Genomic DNA, 16,111 nt, shown 5'->3' with positions numbered 1-16,111 from the left:
CACAGCACCGCGTCCACCAGCTCGAACAGCTCATCGCCTCGAACGGTCAGACACGCGTACTTGCGCACGGAGCTTGCCGGTCCGAGCGGTGTACTGGCGTTGCCTCACGCAGCCCTGATGGCGCATGGCCAGGCTTGACGTTGCTCTGCCCAAGTGGATGGGGTGAGGCTTCTTTCGTCCAGCTGACCTTCGCCGGTCAGCCGTCGGCAGCGGTCGGTTTCCTCGGCCAGCTGGGGGTCGCGCCTTTCCGGGCGAGGCGCCTGGTCATGGGGGTGATGGCGGCCCAGGTGATCAGAGTCTCGGAGTGCTGAACGAGCCGTTCGTAGTCCCTCGCGTGACGGCGGGCGTGCATCATCCACGCGAGCGACCTCTCGACGACCCACCTACGGGGCAGCACGACGAAGCCGGAGGCGTCCTTGGGACGGCTGACCGGCTTGATCGTGAGGTTGAGTTGCTGTTTCGCCCAGTTGACGAGCTTTCCGGCGTAGGCGGAGTGCGCCCACACGATCGCGATCTCGGGGTGCATCAGGCGGAGCCGGAAGAGGACTTCCTTCGCGGCAGCGGCGTCGTGGAGGTCGGCGGGGGTGACCATGACGAGCAGTGAGTCTCAATAGGAGTCCGCGGGTGTCGACGACCAAGTGCCGCTTGCGGGCTCGGTCGGGCAGCGCGTCGAACAGGACCCGAGGGTCCGTGGGCGTCGGAGCGGGCCCCGAGCCGAAAGTGGAAAAGTCGATGCCCATGGAAAAGTCCCCCCTGGAACTTGTCGCGGGCTCCCGTGGCGCCGCGACATCCGACGTTAGCGGACAGACCATCGCACTTTCACCTGACTTGACCTCTGTGCACAACCTGCTCTACGACGCTGCCTCATCGGACTGGCCGTCCCGGGCAAGGAACTCCGGGATGAAGTGTGAGTAGCTCTCGACTTCCCACTGCACGGGGTGGTCGATGTCGAAGCCGTAGAGGCGGGCGAAGGCCGGCCATTGCGGTCGTCGCGCTTGCCCGCGGTCGCGGGCAGGGCGTACTGCCGGACCTGGTCGTGGGTGAGCAGGACCCGGGTGACCCGGCTCCAGCCGCCGGTGCGCTCCGCTCCACCCAGTCGCGCTCGACGTCGTCGCCGGAACAGTCGAAATCGCCGACGTTTCTCCGGGCGCCGCGGTTGAGTCGGCCTGAAGCGCGGTTCCGGTGTTGCCACCGGCCCGTTTCTCCAGGCCGCTCTCCGAACCCGGCGTACCCGTCTCCGAGTACCGGGCTCTCCACAGTTCCTCTCGTCGGACTGGTTGTCAGGCTGTGGGCCAGGGGCTGGGGATCGTGTCGCCCCGGTAGCGGTACCGGGTGATCGCCGGTGTCCGCGCCAGGTTGATCAGTTCGACCCCGTCCGCAGTGATCGGCAGCCATGACCCGTGAGGGCCAAGGAGCCGGCTGCGGACGTCCTTCCAAGACCAGCGGTGCATTGTCTTGAGCCACATGATCACGCGATGCCAGAGGAAGGCCCCGAGCATGCGGAACGTGTGCTTCGCGACGGCATGCCGGAAGTAGTTGGCCCAGCCGCGCATGATCTGGTTGAGCCGGATCAGCACTTCCCTGGGGTCAGCCTGTGACGTCCTGCGGGTCAGGGCACGGATCTTGTCCTTCACCGAGCGGACGGGCCGCACGGCGATGAACGCGTAGACGTACCACTTGTTACTTCCCCGTTTGCGGCGCCGCCGGATGCGGAACCCGAGGAAGTCGAACCCGTCCTCTATGTGCGCGATTCGGGTCTTGGCTGGTGACAGCCTCAACCCCAAAGGTTCGAGCACGGAGGCTACTTCGCCCTGGAGGGCCGCCGCATCCTCGGCAGAGCCATGCACCATGATCGCGAAATCGTCCGCGTAGCGGACAATTCGCCAGTTGGGCAGGCCATGCCGACGACGCTTGCGACGCGGGTACTGGCCATCCATCCGCCCGCCGGGCAGCCAGTCGCGGTGCAGGTGCTCGTCGAGCGCCGACAACGCGACGTTGAAGATCAGCGGGGAGAGGATGCCGCCCTGCGGGGTGCCGGTGTGGGTGTCCCTTCGCTGGCCGTCCTCATTGAGGATGCCTGCCTTGAGGAACGCCTTGACCAGCGCCAAGACACGCTTGTCCTTGACCCGTTTCCGCACGGCGCCCATAACGGCGCGATGGGAGACGTTGTCGAAGGCCGCTTCGATGTCGGCGTCCAGCACCCAGTGATATCCCTTGGAGCCGAAACGCTGGATCTCCGCGATCGCGTCCTGAGCCCGCCGTTTGGGCCGGAACCCATAGGAGACCGGCAGGAAGTCGGCCTCGAAGATGGGTTCCAGCACCAGCTTCAGCGCGGCCTGAACGGTCCGGTCCGCCACCGTGGGAATACCGAGGCTGCGAACCTTTCCCGACCCGCCCGGCTTGGGGATCTTGCGCTCCCTCACCGGCAGGGGCCGGAACGCGCCGGACTTCACGTCCGAGCGCAGACCGTCCAGGAACCCGGGTGCTCCAATATCCCGCTCGACGTCGGTGACGGTCACACCGTCCACGCCGGCAGTTCGGGCTCCCTGGTTGCCCGCGACCCGGTCGAACGCCACGATGAGCGTCGCCGGGTCGGTCAGTGCACCGGCAGCCCGCAGCAGGTTGTAGGTCATCGCCCACAGGGTCAGCCAGGCCGCGTTGGCGTGGAAGTGTCCGGAGGGCAGGTGGGCCAGGGCGCCGGCTTTGCTGTCGGCGATGACCTGCTCGACCACGGCGTGGTGGCGGTGTTCCCGCTCGGTCTGCAGGGTTTCGGTGGGCCGGTCGGTGAAGAAGGGGTGGTAGCGCCAGACGGGGAACAGTTCGCCCTGTTCATCCATGACGGCGGGTTTGGCCAGGTCACGGACCCGGCGCACGATCAGCCGGGCAGTGGCCCGCTCGCTCTTCTCCCGGCTGGTGAAGGCGGTGTACTGGGGTATCTCGGCAACTTCGGCGTCCGAGATGAGCTCACCGGTTTCGGGGTCGGGCACCGCGGTCGGGTAACTGATCTGCTGCCAGGCATCCTCGGGAATGCTGTGGACGGCCCGTTTGATGGAGGGGTTCATGCCGGTGGTGATGGAGAAGTGCGCTCCGGCCCGGCGGCAGGCGGCGATCACCGCGGCGTTGTAGAACTGCGAGTCCGCGCGCAGGATCCGGGTGCCGGTGCAGCCGGCCTCGGCGGCGGTGGACAGGGCCTCGGCCACGAACTTCGGGGCGCCCCGGGAGTCGGCGGCCTTCCCGCGGCGCATCCGCACCGTGGCGATCACCGGCCGGGAGTACGGGGTGCAGACCGTGGCCAGCAGGGGGTGCAGAGTACGAATGCCCTTGAACCGGCCGTACTCGGCGCCCTGCTTGGCCCGCCCGTAGACCCGCTTATGGGTGCTGTCGACGTCGATGAACGCCAGCTTGTCCGCACCGGGCAGCAGCGGAGTGTGCGCGGCCAGCGCGGCAAGAAACGTCCGGTGCACGGAGTGAAGTTGAAGCGCATGGCCGTGGGTGAACGCACGCAGGAACGTGCCCAGCGTGGACGGGGCGCGAATACCGCCGAACAGGGCCGGCATCGCGCCATGCCGTAGCACGTCCAGGTCGTCGATGCTGTCCGCACCCGCGACCATCCCGGCCACGATGCCGGTGACCTTGGCATCCGCCGCAGCCCCCGCACCGTTCCTCGCTCCGGTCAGCTTCACCTTCGCAGCCACCAGGTCCGACAGGCCGCACCGCTCGGCCAGCCGCATCACCGGAACCAGCCCCGCATACGCGACCAGATTCGGGTCATCGAACGCAGCGGAGACCGCTGCCGGAGTGTGGGAAACTTGCATCTACGAGGTGCCTTGCTGATTGTGCGTGCTGGAAGCGTCAGAACTCCCATCATCGCAGGTCAGCAGGCACCTCTTCTCGTTTCCTCATCCACAGGACGCGAGCCACTCGGCGGATCGAGGCTAAGAGGACGTCCCGTTTGAATGAGGAATGGTTCATGGATTGTGCCAAGTTATGGGCGTTTCGCCGGTTGCTCGTTTAGCGAGGTTCGAGATCATCGCGAGTCGGATCATGCTCTCGGAGTGGGCGGGTTTGGTCTCGTAGTCGCGTGCGAGGCGGCGGTGCATCATGATCCATCCGAAGCTGCGTTCCACCACCCAGCGTCGCGGGACTACCGAGAAGCCCTTGACCTGGGTGTTTCGTGGGACGACGTCCACGTCGATACCGAGGGCGGCGCCATGCTCGATGGCCTTGGTCTTGTAGCCAGTGTCGACCCATGCCTTGGTGATCGTGGGGTGTGTGGCGGCGATTTGGGTCAGCAGTTGTTTGCCGGCCTCGTTGTCAGAGACGCTGGCCGCGGTCACCATGACCAGCAGTATCAGGCCGAGGGTGTCGACGACGATGCTGCGCTTGCGACCCACGATCTTCTTGCCGGCGTCGGCGCCTTGGGTGTCGGTGGGCACGCTGGGAGCGGTCTTGACGCTCTGCGCGTCGATGACGCATGCGGTCGGTTCGGCGGCCCGTCCTTCCTGCTCACGGACCAGTCGGTGTAAGCGGACGCCGAGCTTCTCGATCGTGCCATCGGCGGTCCAGGCGCTGAAGTAGCTGAACACGGTTGTGTGCGGAGGGAAGTCGTGCGGCAGGTAGCGCCACGGGACCCCGGTGCGGTTGACGAAGAGAATTGCGTCCATTACTTCTCGCAGGTCGGTGACCTTGCCGCCGAGGTTGAGCGAGGTCTTCTGCCGCTCGGCCCGCCAGGCCGTCAGGGTCGGCTCCATCAGGGTCCAGCGGGCATCGGAGAGGTCGCTCAGGTACGGCTCGCGCTGCTGCGAAGAGGTCATGGGGATACTCATGCACAAGGCGTCCGACCGGGCATATCGCTCGATCAGGCGAGGCAAAAGCGATTTTGAGCATGTATTCGAACCGGACAGGAGCTTTCCGAAGTAACCGGGATGAAGCGCAGGATCACGTCCGCGTCAGCCAGTTGGACATTCCGCTAAAACCCTCCTGCTTACGCAGAATTCAGACGCTAGACAAGCCCCCCTGAATCCGTACATATGCAGCAAGAACGTCCTCTTAGAGGGCGTTTAGGGATGGCTTGTGGTGCTAAGTCGCTCCTGCGGCCAACAAACTTCGGGTTGATTCGCACCTTACGCGCGCCTTCACGGCCTTCCGGGTACCGACCTGCCCGTTTGATCCGCTTCTCGGCACTGGATTCCGTCTGGCTTAGTAATAGGGCAGAAGGTTCCCGCTAGTGCGGAGCTTCCGGGCGTTTCAGGCTGTGCATGTTGGCGATGAATACGGCAAAACGGGTCGAAATGCCCATCGCGAATCAACATCAAATGCCCACTTATGAGATCGTCGCAGTCGGCGGAAGGCGGTCGGGTCATCCCGCGCCGGTGCCACCGGGCTCTTCCGCAGGCGCCGTCAGCCGAGCAAGGCGGTGGCCGTGTTGATGAGTTCCGCGTCGGCGGCCTCGGTGCGGTGGGCGGCGATGCCGGACCGGAAGAGCGCCGCTCCTTCGATCAGTGCGGTGAAAACCCTTGCCCGTGCCTGGCAGACAGTGTCGGGGAGAGCGGGGTTGCGGATGCGGAGGAACCCGGCCACATGGTCCTGGTATTCGCCGTAGAAGGTGCGCAGGACCGCTGCGACGGCTTCGTCACGGCCCGCCAGTGCCCACAACTCGGCGTAGACCCGTACGAGTCGGGGATCATCGTGCTCGGCCAGGAGTTGGCGAATCAGCCCCTCCGCGTCCGGCGGAGTGTGCGCGGCCGCGTCGGTGAACAACGGGGCCAGTCTGTCGAGCGAACGGTCCAGGGTGCGGCGCAGGACGGCGTCGATCAATTCGGTGCGGGAGGGGAAGTAGTACTGCACGTGCCCCAGGCGCGCTTGTGCCGTGACCGCCACCGCCCGCATGGTCAGCTCGCCGTACCCGGACTCGAAGAGGATCTTCTCGGTGGCGTCCAAAATCAAAGCGCGCCGCTGGGCACCCTTGGTCGTGGTTGCCGTGCGCTTCTCCTGCTCCGGGGACCGGTCGCTCATGCCGCCCTGCCCTCTGCGTGTTCGTCGCGCGCGACCCTGCGCACAACCAGGTCGACGCCCTGTGCGGCAAGGTCCGACGGCACGCTCTGCGGGCTCGGGAGCTGTTCGGGGAAGACCACGCCGCTCGGTGCGGGGGCGCCGTCTTCGCCGCGTACCCGGCGCAGCCCCATCAGGGCGCCCAGAGCGGTCAGATGGGCCTGCCCGGCCGGATCGGTCACGGTCGCGGAGAGGGTGTTGCCCCCACGGGTGACGTCGATGCGGAGCTGGGCCGTGCCTCCTTCGCCGGGTGCGTACAGCAATCCGCGGCGTGCACCGGTGAAGCGCTCGCCGCGGCCCCAGCGGAAGAACCCGAGCCGCTTGGCGGCCAGCAGGGCCGTCGTGGACGCGGGCGAGCTGAAGCCGATTCGGGTGGTTGCGGTCTGCGCCGAGAGGGTGAGAGGGAGGGTGAACTGCTCGGGGGTGTCGATCCTCGCGACCCGGGTGAGCGCCTCCCCGAAACGGACGCGGCGGGCGTCGCTCAGCGGCATGACCGTGTGCCGCTGCCCGTCCCGCATCACCTCGTAGTCCAGTCCGAGACGGTCCATGAACTCCACCGAGTCCGCGCCCGCCCGGTCGGCGAGGTCCCAGCGAATGGCCACGTCGACCGTGTCCACGCCGCCCAGCCGGTCGCCGAGACAGGCGGCGACGAGGCTGGTCACACCGCCCATCCACGCGGAGGACAGCAGTACCGGTGCGGTCGGGCCCGCCAGTGCCGCGACGGTGGCCGCCCGCTGCAGCCGCGTGGTCCAGCGGGTGATGTCCACGAACGGCACGCCGCCGGTGACCGCGGCGCGCAGCACCCGGTCGTCCGGATCGTTGACCACGGTGACGACCGCGCTGATCCCCGCCCGGAACGGTGCCGGGTCCGCAAGGTCCCAGGTGCGCAGTTCCGCGCCCGTCTCGTCCGCCAGCGGCTGTCCGCGCCGCACGGTCCGTCCCGTCAGTACCAGCGGCCACGACGGGGCCGCCATCCGTGCGAGCTCCGCGCCGACCGTGCCGTATCCGCCGACCAGGAGCACAGGTCCGTCGGCGTCAAAGATGAGTTCGTCATTCATGACACCAAATATAGGTCAAGCGACCAAAGAATGTCGCGGGAGAGGTGTGCTGCCCGTCTCCGGTTGGACCCTCGTACCCGGGACTACTGTGAACGGCGCGCAGCGGAAGGCAAGACGCGACGTGAAATTGTCCGCTGCCTCAAACGCTACGTGGCGCGCGAGTTCTTCCACCTGGTCCGGCCTGAGAGCACATTCCGCGAAGTGGCAGTGACCTGATTCTGAGAGTCCTTGCCTGCTTCGGTGAACATAGGCCCCATGGACCGTCTGCTGCACCTCAACCGCACGCTCGATGAGCTGGACCCACCCCGGTGGGCGCCTCCTGCCGCTGACGCGACCCGGTTGGTGCACACAGTGCATGAGTTGCGGCGTGTGCCCCTGGGTGAACTCGGTGCGGCGGATCTGCGCAGGGGGCGTCGATAAATTAATGGAGCGTGTCACGTCAGCCTGTCGTTGATGTTGCGTGCATGACATAGGCGGCGAGTTCGCTGGGGTCGACGAGTCGGAGGGGCAGTGGTTCTGCGTGGTGGCCGTGTTGCTGGAGCAGGGGCCGGACCTGCTTGATCAGGGTGCGCATCTGGTTCTCGCCGATGCGGAAGAGGTGGGCGGTCAGTGAGCAGGGCAGCCCGCGCTGATTGAGAACGGCGGCCCAGATCATGCTTTCCACGGCGAGTTTGCGGTGACGGGAGCGCTGGCCGGTGGGCACTTGATCGATCAACGTGCGTACGTCTGCGGTGAGTTGATCGAGTGCGTGTCGGGTCATCCCGGTCAGTATGGGGTGGGCTGCCATGGCGGTGTCGAAGGTGTGGGCGTGACGGGGGTGGGCCCGGCGGGTGGGTGGCTGGAGGGGCACGGCGGGGACGCCGGGCTGGGGCGGGGTCGTGTAGTTCCACTCGCCGTGGAAGCTGTCGGGGGTGATGGTGAGCGCGGCGGTGTGCTGGGCCTCGATCTCGATACCGATGGGGTAGGTGCCCTCGTCCAGGCGGGCGTTCACGCTCAGCCCGGTGCTCGTGGTGGTGGCCGCGATGAGGTTCAGGACGACTTCGTAGCTGGTCAGGGGGCGGGCCCGCCAGTTCATCGAGATGAACGAGAACAGACGATGGTGAAGTAGGCCCGAAGCGCGGTCTCGTCTTTCGAGCGAGCCGTTTCTTCGGGCCTCTTCCCGCACCCGGCGTGCCACTCTCATGGCACCGGGCGCTCCACAAGTCCCGTCCTACTGCCCCTGTTGATCTTCATCCGGTGGTCGGCCAGGGGGAAGGGATGACCGTTCCCCGGTATCGGTAGCGCGTCGTGCGTACCTTGCCGGGATCGAACAGTGTCCGTTCCTTCCCTGCTGGCCACCATCCCCCACCGCAATAAAGACGGCGGAGATCCTTCCTGTTGATCCGGAGGTGCTTGCGACGCAGCCACTTCATGACCTGACCCCATGTGTACGAGCTCAGGTACTGGAAGGTTGCGCTCGACACCCCGGGGCGGAAGTACATGCACCAGCCGAACAACATCCTGTTCATCTGGATGAGCAGTTCGTCCAGTGGCAGGCCGGTGGCCGTTCTGCGGCGTATCGCCTTGGCCTTGCCCATCGCGGCCGTCAGGGCCTTGCGCGAGGGGTAGGTGTAGACGTAGCTGCGGCTGGATCCGCGTTGGCGGTGACGCTGGATGCGCCACCCGAGGAAGTCCAGCCCCTCGTCAATGTGGGTGATCAGAGTCTTCTCCACGGACAGGCGCAAGCCCATCGTGGACAACACCTCCGCGATCTCCTCGCACAGAGCTTCGGCGTCGTCCTTGGTGCCCTTGACCATCAGGCACCAGTCGTCCGCGTACCGGGTAAGCCGGTAGTTGGGGAGACCTTGACGACGCCGCTTGGTCCGCGCCCAAGGCGTAGACCTCGGGCCTCCCGGAGACTGGGCGATGTGCTCGTCCAGGACCGACAGAGCCACGTTGCTCATCAACGGTGAGAGAATCGAACCCTGCGGGGTACCGGCGGTGGTCTCTCGAAGTACCCGGTCCTCACCGAGGATGCCCGACTTCAAGAACGCCTTCACCAAGATCAAGACACGTTTGTCTCCGACGCGCTTCCGCACCCGGTCCATCAGGGCGGAGTGTGAAATCTCGTCGAAGCAGGCCTTGATGTCGCCCTCCACGATCCACTCATACGACTTGGACGTGAAGAACCGCACCTCGGCCACCGCGTCATGTGCCCGGCGGTTCGGACGGAACCCGTAGGAACACGGGAGGAAATCCGTCTCGAAGATCGGCTCCAGAACCAGCTTCAAGGATGCCTGAACCACCCGGTCCGCGATCGTGGCGATCCCCAGCCGGCGCAGTTTCCCGCCTGCCTTGGGGATCATCCGCTCCCGCACCGGCAGCGGACGGAAACTACGGTCCTTGATGCTCTCCCGCAGCCCGACGAGGAACTCCTCGACGCCCGTCCGCTCCACGATGGACGCCGCGGTGCGGCCATCCACCCCAGCGGTCCTCGCACCCTTGTTGCCCCGCACCCGATCCCACGCGACCAGAAGGAACGCGGGATCGGCACAGAGGTTGAACAGGTCATCGAACCTGCGATGAGGATCATCACGGGCCCAACGGTGCAGCTTGGTCTGGATCTCCAGTACCCGTCGCTCCGCCACATACGTGACGGCCTCAAGTTCGTCGGTATTCACCGGCGAGAACCTCCTGGTCTTCCAGCACTTCGGCCACAGACTTGCTGGCCCCCTTCGCCATGTACGCACCTTTCGTACGCTCGGACTACTACGGGGCCTCCGCCACGTACTGGAGCCATCAGCCGACAACGGGCCTGCCCACCGGCTGACGGGCTGCCAGCCGGGAAGGGCGGTTCCAACACGCTTCCCACGTTCACCACTCTCCGGTCGACGAGCGAGCCGGCCAGCTCTACCCCGACAGCATCGCCACGCCTACGCCGCAGGCATTCAACGTGGCCTCCTCACCAGCATCGAGAGACCGGCTTCGAAGTCGCCGCCCGGCAAGCGGACGGCGTGCGCTGCACCCGGCCCAGATCCTCCAGATTGGAGCCGGTGGAACACTTACGGGACGTCAGGCACTGGTTTCTCTCGTACGGCGTCTCGTCTTGCTTGCCGGACCCGCGCCGTCTGGAAGTACCGACGCGCTCCGTCGTTGTCAGGGCTGCTCCTACCTCCCCGTGCGTTTCCACGGCTCGGCTGCCCTCAGCTTCACCGGACTGCTGCGACAGTCCGGCGGCAGGGGTCTTTCACCCCTGCCCGGTAACAGTGGCGCCTCGTGGCGCACCTCCACTTTGTTCCATTTCGACGTGCCGGGCCAATGCCGTTGCTTAACTACTGAACTATCGAGGGCTGCAACGTGATGACCTTGGCGGTGATCCGCCGAGTCGGTCGCCGGTCCCGGGTGTTGATCCGATAGGAGAGCTTCGAGGAGTACTTGGAATCCGGGCGTTTCAGGTGCCGGTCCGCCTCGCGCAGGCGCCTGACGCCGTTGTCGAGCTTCCGATGCACCTTCGCTGCCAGGACGACCAGGAACTCTTTGATCTTCGTGGGTGTGTCCGAGCATTGGCGGACGACGCTGCGTCGCGCATGCTTGAGGACCTTGACGAACGAGACCCGGTCCGGATCGATCCCGTTGTCGTCAGCCAGACCTACGATGACCTGCGTGAGGCAGTGGTGCACGGCCAGGTGCGCCCAGACCTCCTGACGCACCAGCTCCGGGTCGCCCGAGCGCAGTACCTCGACCGGCCCGCGCTGGAACGTCTTGATCTGTCGGAACGCCGCCTCCGCCTCCCATCTCGCATGATAAATCCCTGCCAACTCCGCAGCCGGATGAGCAACCGGGTCCATCAGATCGGTCAACAACCTGACCACCTCGCCGCTGTCGACGCGGTACTCGATCACCCGGACCAGCACCCCGCCGGGATGCGCGCCTTTCTGCCCGGCGAGGTTCATCCTCGCCAGGTAGGTGCCATCGGGCAGCTGCTCGACCGGACGAGCCGCGACGCTCGAACGCGCCCGGATCAGCAGATGCGCCCCAGCCCCGGTATATGCCTTCCACAACGCCACCCCGGGAAAGCCCCGATCCATGATGACCAGCATCCCGGCGGCCGAGTCGGCCATTTTGATCGCCAACTCCGGCTCACCGCCGTTGAACCCGCCCACCGCCGCGTCGATCTGCGCGTGCGTGCCGCACTCGGTCAGCGTCACCACGCCCCCAACGCAATGGGCAACTTCTGCTTCGAGGTGACGCTCGGCTACCGGCGCTTGGAACTCCTTCCACGCGCGGAGGGTAAGGAGCGTCACAATGGGTAGTAGGTTTGTGACATGGTGCGTGGTGATCGTGTCGATAGCGTCGAGTACGCCCGGCGGGTCAACGCCGCCGCGGATCTGGTCGGGGCGGGTGTGCCCGTGGCCGCAGCCGCCCGCACGTTGGCGAGTAGGTACGGGGTGTCGGTGCGTCAGGCACGCCGGTATCTGGAGCAGGCCATGGCCGCTGGACATCTCGAAGTCCCCGAGTCGAGCGTGGTGTTCACTGTCAAGCTGCCGCAGTCGCTGGCAGGACAGATCCGCGCCCGTGCCCACGAGAGCGAGCGGGCGATCTCCGCGGTGGTGGCCCAGGCCCTGGCCGAGTTCCTTGAGCGGGGTGCCCCGGAGGGGCGGCCGGGCAGGTGAGCGGCCGGCCGGTGGAGGTGGAGGCGGTCTTCGACCGTCATGCGGCGGCGGACTTGTCCGCGGCCTACGCGGCGTTGGTTCCGCAGCGGCGATCCCGGACACGGGATCGCCTGGAGCAGGCAGGAGTGAGCGATGACAACAAGTGTGGCGATCTACGCCCGGGTGTCCTCGGCCCGGCAGAAGAAGGACCAGACGATTCGCTCGCAGACCGCGGCCCTGCGCGCGCACGTCGCAGAACAGCGTCTTGAGCTGCCCGAGGAGTGGGTGTTCGAGGACGAGGGGCACTCCGGGGCGACCCTGGTGAGGCCCGCGCTGGAGCGGCTGCGCGACCTTGTCGCGCAGGTCGGCGTGGATGTGGTGCTGTGTTACGCGCCTGACCGCCTCGCCCGCAAGTTCGCTTACCAGGCCCTGCTGGTCGAGGAGTTCGCCCGGGTCGGCACCCGGGTGGAGTTCGTCCGCGGCCCACGCGGCGACAGCCCCGAGGACCAGCTGATGGTCCAGTTCCAGGGCATGTTCGCCGAGTACGAGAAGGCCCAGCTGATGGAACGCTACTGGCGCGGGAAGACCTACCGGGCCCGCTCGGGGGCGGTGAACGTGCTGGGCGGAGCCCCGTTCGGCTACCGCTACCTGCGCAAGACCCCCGAGTGCGGGGCCACCTACGAGATCGTCGAGTCCGAGGCAGCACTGGTGGTCGAGCTGTTCCGCCGCTATACCGACGACGGGGCCTCCATCGCGGACCTGACCCGCTGGCTCACCGACAGCGGTACTCCCACCCGCACCGGCAAGACCCGCTGGGACCGCAGCGTCGTCTGGGGCATGCTCAAAAACCCCGCCTACCAAGGGCAGGCAGCCTTCGGCAAGACCCGGATCCTCCACGAGTCCCCGGGCCTCAACCGCCGGGCCCGCCTGGAGGGCCGCAGCACTCCGCGCGCCGTCAAGACCGCCGACCGCCCCCGCGAGGAGTGGGTCACCATCCCCGTTCCCGCGCTCATCACCCCGGCCACCTTCGAACGCGCCGCCCAGCGGCTCGCCGACAACAAACGCTTCGCCTCGCGCAACAGCAAGGTCCCCTCCCTACTTCAGGGGCTGTCGGCCTGCGTGAGCTGCGGATACGGCTACTACCGCACCTCGACCACTACTTCCTCCGGCAAGAAGATCTACTACTACCGCTGCCTGGGCTCCGACGACTACCGCTACGCGGGCGGCCGGGTCTGCACCAACAAGCCCGTCCGCGCCGACTACCTCGACACCGTCGTCTGGGACCACATCATCGGCATGATCGCCGACCCGCACCTGATCCGGTCCGAGATCGACAAGCGCCTGGACCTTGCCCGCACCTCCGACCCCGCCACCCGCCAGCGCAGCCGTCTCGAACTGGCCCTCGCCAAGGCCACCGCAGCAATCACGCGCATGATTGAGGCGTTCCAGGAACAGCTGGTCACCATCGATGAACTGCGGGCCCGGATGCCCGGCCTGCGGGCCCGGAAGAGCAACCTGCGCGGCCAACTCGACACGCTGGAAGCCCAGCTCGCCGACCGCGACTCCTACCTCAAGCTCGCCGACGACCTCGAAGGCTTCCTCGCCCAGCTCCGCGAGAACGCTGGGACAGCCGAGGTCCCCGAGCGCCAGCGCGTCCTGCGGCTCCTCGTCAAGGACGTCCTCGTCGGCCCCGAGAAGATCACCATCCGGCACCGCATCCCCGTCCGTGAACACACCGCCGACGACCAGCATCAAGATCAAGACGCTACGGAGGGTGACTCATGCCCGAGTTACCCATTGCGTTGGGGGCGTGACCGGGGCCCCTTGCGGGGTCCCGCGCTCCCGTTCCAGCAGGGTGCCGTCGGGCATGGCGAGCGGTGCTTCGAGCCACCGCCGCACATACAAGTTCACCCAAACGGCGTCGGTGTGCGCTTCCACCGCCTTGATCAGCAGGTCCCAGGGCACGCTGTCGAAGAACTGGGCGATGTCGAATTCCACCACCCAGTTCCGCTTCCAGCAGCGCTCCCGGCACCTTTCCACTGCGTCCAAGGCGGACCGTCCCGGCCGGTATCCATAGCTGTCCGGATGGAAAACAGGTTCCACCCTTCGCATCAGATGCCGGGCCACCACGGTCTGGGCCACGCGGTCGGCGACAGCTGGAATGCCGAGCATTCTTGTGCCGCCGCCGTGTGGCTTGGGAATGGCCACCGCGCGCACCGGCGGCGGGAAGTAGGAGCCCGACGAGTGAAGTAGGCCGCCGACGAGGTACCCGTGGCTCGGGTCCTTTTCCGACGGCCCCTTCCCGAACCGGGCAGGCGGCTTTCACCGCACCCGGCTCTCCAGCGATCATTTTCGGGTGGTAACCGTGGCACGTCCCGCATGAATACCCTGATGACAACGCTCGCAGAGCACAAGGGTCTTACGCTTCCGCATGGCCATCATCCGTACCCATACGGGCCGTTCCGACTGACCTGGGCGGTTTAGATCCGCGAGCTTGCGGACGTGATGGACTTGCAGTCCTTCCAGCCCCTCGCACATCTCACACTGTCCAGCCAAGAGCCGATGGATCAGCTCGTTGCGTTTAGTGACCGCCATAGTCGGCTTGATGTCGGCGATGATGGCAGTACGTTTGCGCTTGAGAGGAATCCCGCCGAAACGGGCTACCAGTGGCTTTCTGCCGTTGTCGCGCTGCACGACGGCCTCACAGCACGTTCGAGGACCGTCAGGGGTTTCGACGACCGTTTTATACTTACGAGCCATCTTGTTGACGGTCGACTTGTGCTTTGCGGCCAGGGTTTTGAGTAAGGAGACCTCCATAACCCGTCGCAGTCGTCCCAGGCGGTGAACATTCTGGGCCAGCAGATAATACTGGATAAACCCGCGATACTCGGCTCCGTATCGTGCGACGATCGTGTAGTCCTGATCGTGCACCAACAGGCCGCGATGGGTGGGTTCCCCTTTACGCGTGTAGCTCGTACATCGATTCCGGATTACGGTCCCGGGTACGAACAGGCCGACCCTGCCGTTGGCAGACCTCTTTCCAGAGGTAACTTTAGTATCGGCGTGTTGCACCTTGATTTCGTATCCGAGGAATCTCGCAGCCTGGCTGGCTGCATGGGTGATCAGGGTCTTGGATTGTGAAAGTTCCAGCCTGAGTTCTTCACGCAGGAACGATTGAATCCGTACCTTGATCTCCTCGGCCTCACGTTTGGGACCCGCGAACCCTAGTAGGAAGTCGTCACAATATCTCACGTATTTGAGGCGGCGGTAGGCAGGGTCGTTCGGGTCGCCGCTCGGAAGTTGACGGAGTTGACGCCGTAGCGCTGACACCGCCTCTCGATCGCCGAGACGCTTCCCTACGGCTATCTGGTACTGCACCCTCGCATAAGCGGGAGTGCGCCGACGTAACCCTCCTCTGGTGTACTCCGGAATCAGTTGCTGTTCAACGAACCGGTCGAGCCGGTCCAGATAAATATTGGAAAGGATCGGTGAAGCGATACCACCTTGCGGCGCGCCGCTGAGTGTGGCTTTCCACCGCCAGTCCTCCAGATATCCGGCTTTTAGCATCCGCTCGATCAGTTGCAAGAACCGACCGTCATGGATCTTCTCCGTCAGGATGGCGAGCATGACCTGGTGGTCCAGGCTGCCAAAGCAGTCGGCGATGTCACCCTCGACGAACCAATGTGTTCCCGTCCAGGTGCGTGCCACCTCGTCAAGCGCGGTGTGGCATCCCCGGCCGGGCCTGAAACCGTGGGAACGGTCAGAGAACCGAACATCGTAGTAAGCCTCAAGGAGCAGGCGCACTACTTCTGCAACGATCTTGTCCGACCAAGTGGGCATGCCCAGCGGGCGCTTCTTTTTCGTTCCTTTCTTGTCGATGTAGACCCGTCGAGCCGGCGTCCATCGATACGATTCCGAGCGGAGTGCGCTGATAATCGAATCGATCTTATCCAGGGACATGCCGTCCACGGTCTCCCCGGTAACCCCCGGCGTCATCGCCCCATCGTTCGAGTAGATGCGCCCGTAGGCCACAAGGAATAATTCTCTGTTGAACAGCTGCCTGTACGGTCTTTCCAGCGGCAGGCCACGCCTGCCGCGTTCCCGAATGACGCTCAGGACGGTTTCAGCACTCTGCATTGCGCATCCCTCCCCGTCTGAACCTCATAATCACCTGTGCCCCTTTGCCCTCATTCCGGCTTTCCCGGACTTCATGGCCGGTCGTTACTCCGGCGACTACTATGGGCACTCCGTCGCCGTAGGGCTCGCGCCCCGTAGGCGATCCCGCGGTACGTCTTCGCTGTACGTATCGAGCACAACTTAGGTCGCCCACTCATCCCCTTGTCCACCCTCGCTGGGCGGCGCTGTGCACCA

General features: G+C 65.6%; 10 protein-coding genes and 2 pseudogenes. 2 read left to right on the top strand and 10 right to left on the bottom strand.

The annotated features are described in order from the left end of the window. Positions 1-207 precede the first annotated feature (207 nt). The 8 genes and pseudogenes from OG936_RS33380 to OG936_RS33345 form a co-directional block, all read right to left on the bottom strand. Positions 208-650 (bottom strand): annotated as a pseudogene (locus tag OG936_RS33380) (transposase); the annotation flags it as partial. A gap of 630 nt (positions 651-1,280) precedes the next feature. Beyond that, positions 1,281-3,815, bottom strand: a complete 2,535-nt coding sequence (gene ltrA, locus OG936_RS33375; protein WP_406499633.1) for a group II intron reverse transcriptase/maturase — start codon at positions 3,813-3,815, stop codon at positions 1,281-1,283. 153 nt (positions 3,816-3,968) lie between these two features. Next, complete coding sequence (locus tag OG936_RS33370; protein WP_406499632.1) at positions 3,969-4,814, bottom strand: IS5 family transposase; 846 nt, start codon at positions 4,812-4,814, stop codon at positions 3,969-3,971. Between the two features lie 586 nt (positions 4,815-5,400). Continuing rightward, positions 5,401-6,015, bottom strand: a complete 615-nt coding sequence (locus OG936_RS33365; protein ID WP_406499631.1) for a TetR/AcrR family transcriptional regulator — start codon at positions 6,013-6,015, stop codon at positions 5,401-5,403. After that, on the bottom strand, positions 6,012-7,109 hold the full coding sequence (locus tag OG936_RS33360) for a saccharopine dehydrogenase (RefSeq protein ID WP_406499630.1): 1,098 nt from the start codon (positions 7,107-7,109) through the stop codon (positions 6,012-6,014). Before OG936_RS33360 ends, OG936_RS33365 begins: the two co-directional genes overlap by 4 nt. Positions 7,110-7,548: 439 nt before the next feature. Beyond that, complete coding sequence (locus OG936_RS33355; RefSeq protein ID WP_406499629.1) at positions 7,549-8,292, bottom strand: ISAzo13-like element transposase-related protein; 744 nt, start codon at positions 8,290-8,292, stop codon at positions 7,549-7,551. A 46-nt stretch (positions 8,293-8,338) separates the two neighbouring features. After that, positions 8,339-9,769, bottom strand: a complete 1,431-nt coding sequence (ltrA, locus tag OG936_RS33350) for a group II intron reverse transcriptase/maturase (RefSeq protein ID WP_406499628.1) — start codon at positions 9,767-9,769, stop codon at positions 8,339-8,341. A gap of 651 nt (positions 9,770-10,420) precedes the next feature. Next, positions 10,421-11,299: a transposase gene (locus OG936_RS33345; RefSeq protein WP_406499627.1), complete on the bottom strand. Its 879-nt coding sequence runs from the start codon at positions 11,297-11,299 to the stop codon at positions 10,421-10,423. Positions 11,300-11,413: 114 nt separating this feature from the next. Between OG936_RS33345 and OG936_RS33340 the strand changes: the two genes are divergently transcribed. Together OG936_RS33340 and OG936_RS33335 are read left to right on the top strand one after the other, a co-directional pair. Then, a complete protein-coding gene (locus OG936_RS33340; protein ID WP_406499626.1) occupies positions 11,414-11,761 on the top strand; it encodes a hypothetical protein in 348 nt (115 codons plus the stop codon). A gap of 132 nt (positions 11,762-11,893) precedes the next feature. Then, positions 11,894-13,018, top strand: a pseudogene (locus OG936_RS33335) (recombinase family protein); the annotation flags it as partial. A 501-nt stretch (positions 13,019-13,519) separates the two neighbouring features. Here the strand turns inward: OG936_RS33335 and OG936_RS33330 are convergent. Beyond that, positions 13,520-13,912: a reverse transcriptase domain-containing protein gene (locus OG936_RS33330; protein ID WP_406500714.1), complete on the bottom strand. Its 393-nt coding sequence runs from the start codon at positions 13,910-13,912 to the stop codon at positions 13,520-13,522. 174 nt (positions 13,913-14,086) lie between these two features. After that, positions 14,087-15,877: a reverse transcriptase domain-containing protein gene (locus tag OG936_RS33325; RefSeq protein ID WP_406499625.1), complete on the bottom strand. Its 1,791-nt coding sequence runs from the start codon at positions 15,875-15,877 to the stop codon at positions 14,087-14,089. Positions 15,878-16,111: the final 234 nt, after the last annotated feature.

The sequence above is a fragment of the Streptomyces sp. NBC_00846 genome (assembly GCF_045207325.1).
In the GTDB taxonomy this organism is placed as follows: Bacteria; Actinomycetota; Actinomycetes; order Streptomycetales; family Streptomycetaceae; genus Streptomyces.
This window is presented reverse-complemented; position numbering and strand designations above follow the sequence as displayed.

Excerpts from the sequence above, each read along its gene's own strand:
- ltrA (WP_406499633.1), bottom strand. The coding sequence starts at position 3,815 with ATGCAAGTTTCCCACACTCCGGCAGCGGTCTCCGCTGCGTTCGATGAC.
- OG936_RS33370 (WP_406499632.1), bottom strand. The coding sequence starts at position 4,814 with ATGACCTCTTCGCAGCAGCGCGAGCCGTACCTGAGCGACCTCTCCGAT.
- OG936_RS33365 (WP_406499631.1), bottom strand. The coding sequence starts at position 6,015 with ATGAGCGACCGGTCCCCGGAGCAGGAGAAGCGCACGGCAACCACGACC.
- OG936_RS33360 (WP_406499630.1), bottom strand. The coding sequence starts at position 7,109 with ATGAATGACGAACTCATCTTTGACGCCGACGGACCTGTGCTCCTGGTC.
- OG936_RS33355 (WP_406499629.1), bottom strand. The coding sequence starts at position 8,292 with ATGAGAGTGGCACGCCGGGTGCGGGAAGAGGCCCGAAGAAACGGCTCG.
- OG936_RS33340 (WP_406499626.1), top strand. The coding sequence starts at position 11,414 with ATGGTGCGTGGTGATCGTGTCGATAGCGTCGAGTACGCCCGGCGGGTC.
- OG936_RS33330 (WP_406500714.1), bottom strand. The coding sequence starts at position 13,912 with ATGCTCGGCATTCCAGCTGTCGCCGACCGCGTGGCCCAGACCGTGGTG.
- OG936_RS33325 (WP_406499625.1), bottom strand. The coding sequence starts at position 15,877 with ATGCAGAGTGCTGAAACCGTCCTGAGCGTCATTCGGGAACGCGGCAGG.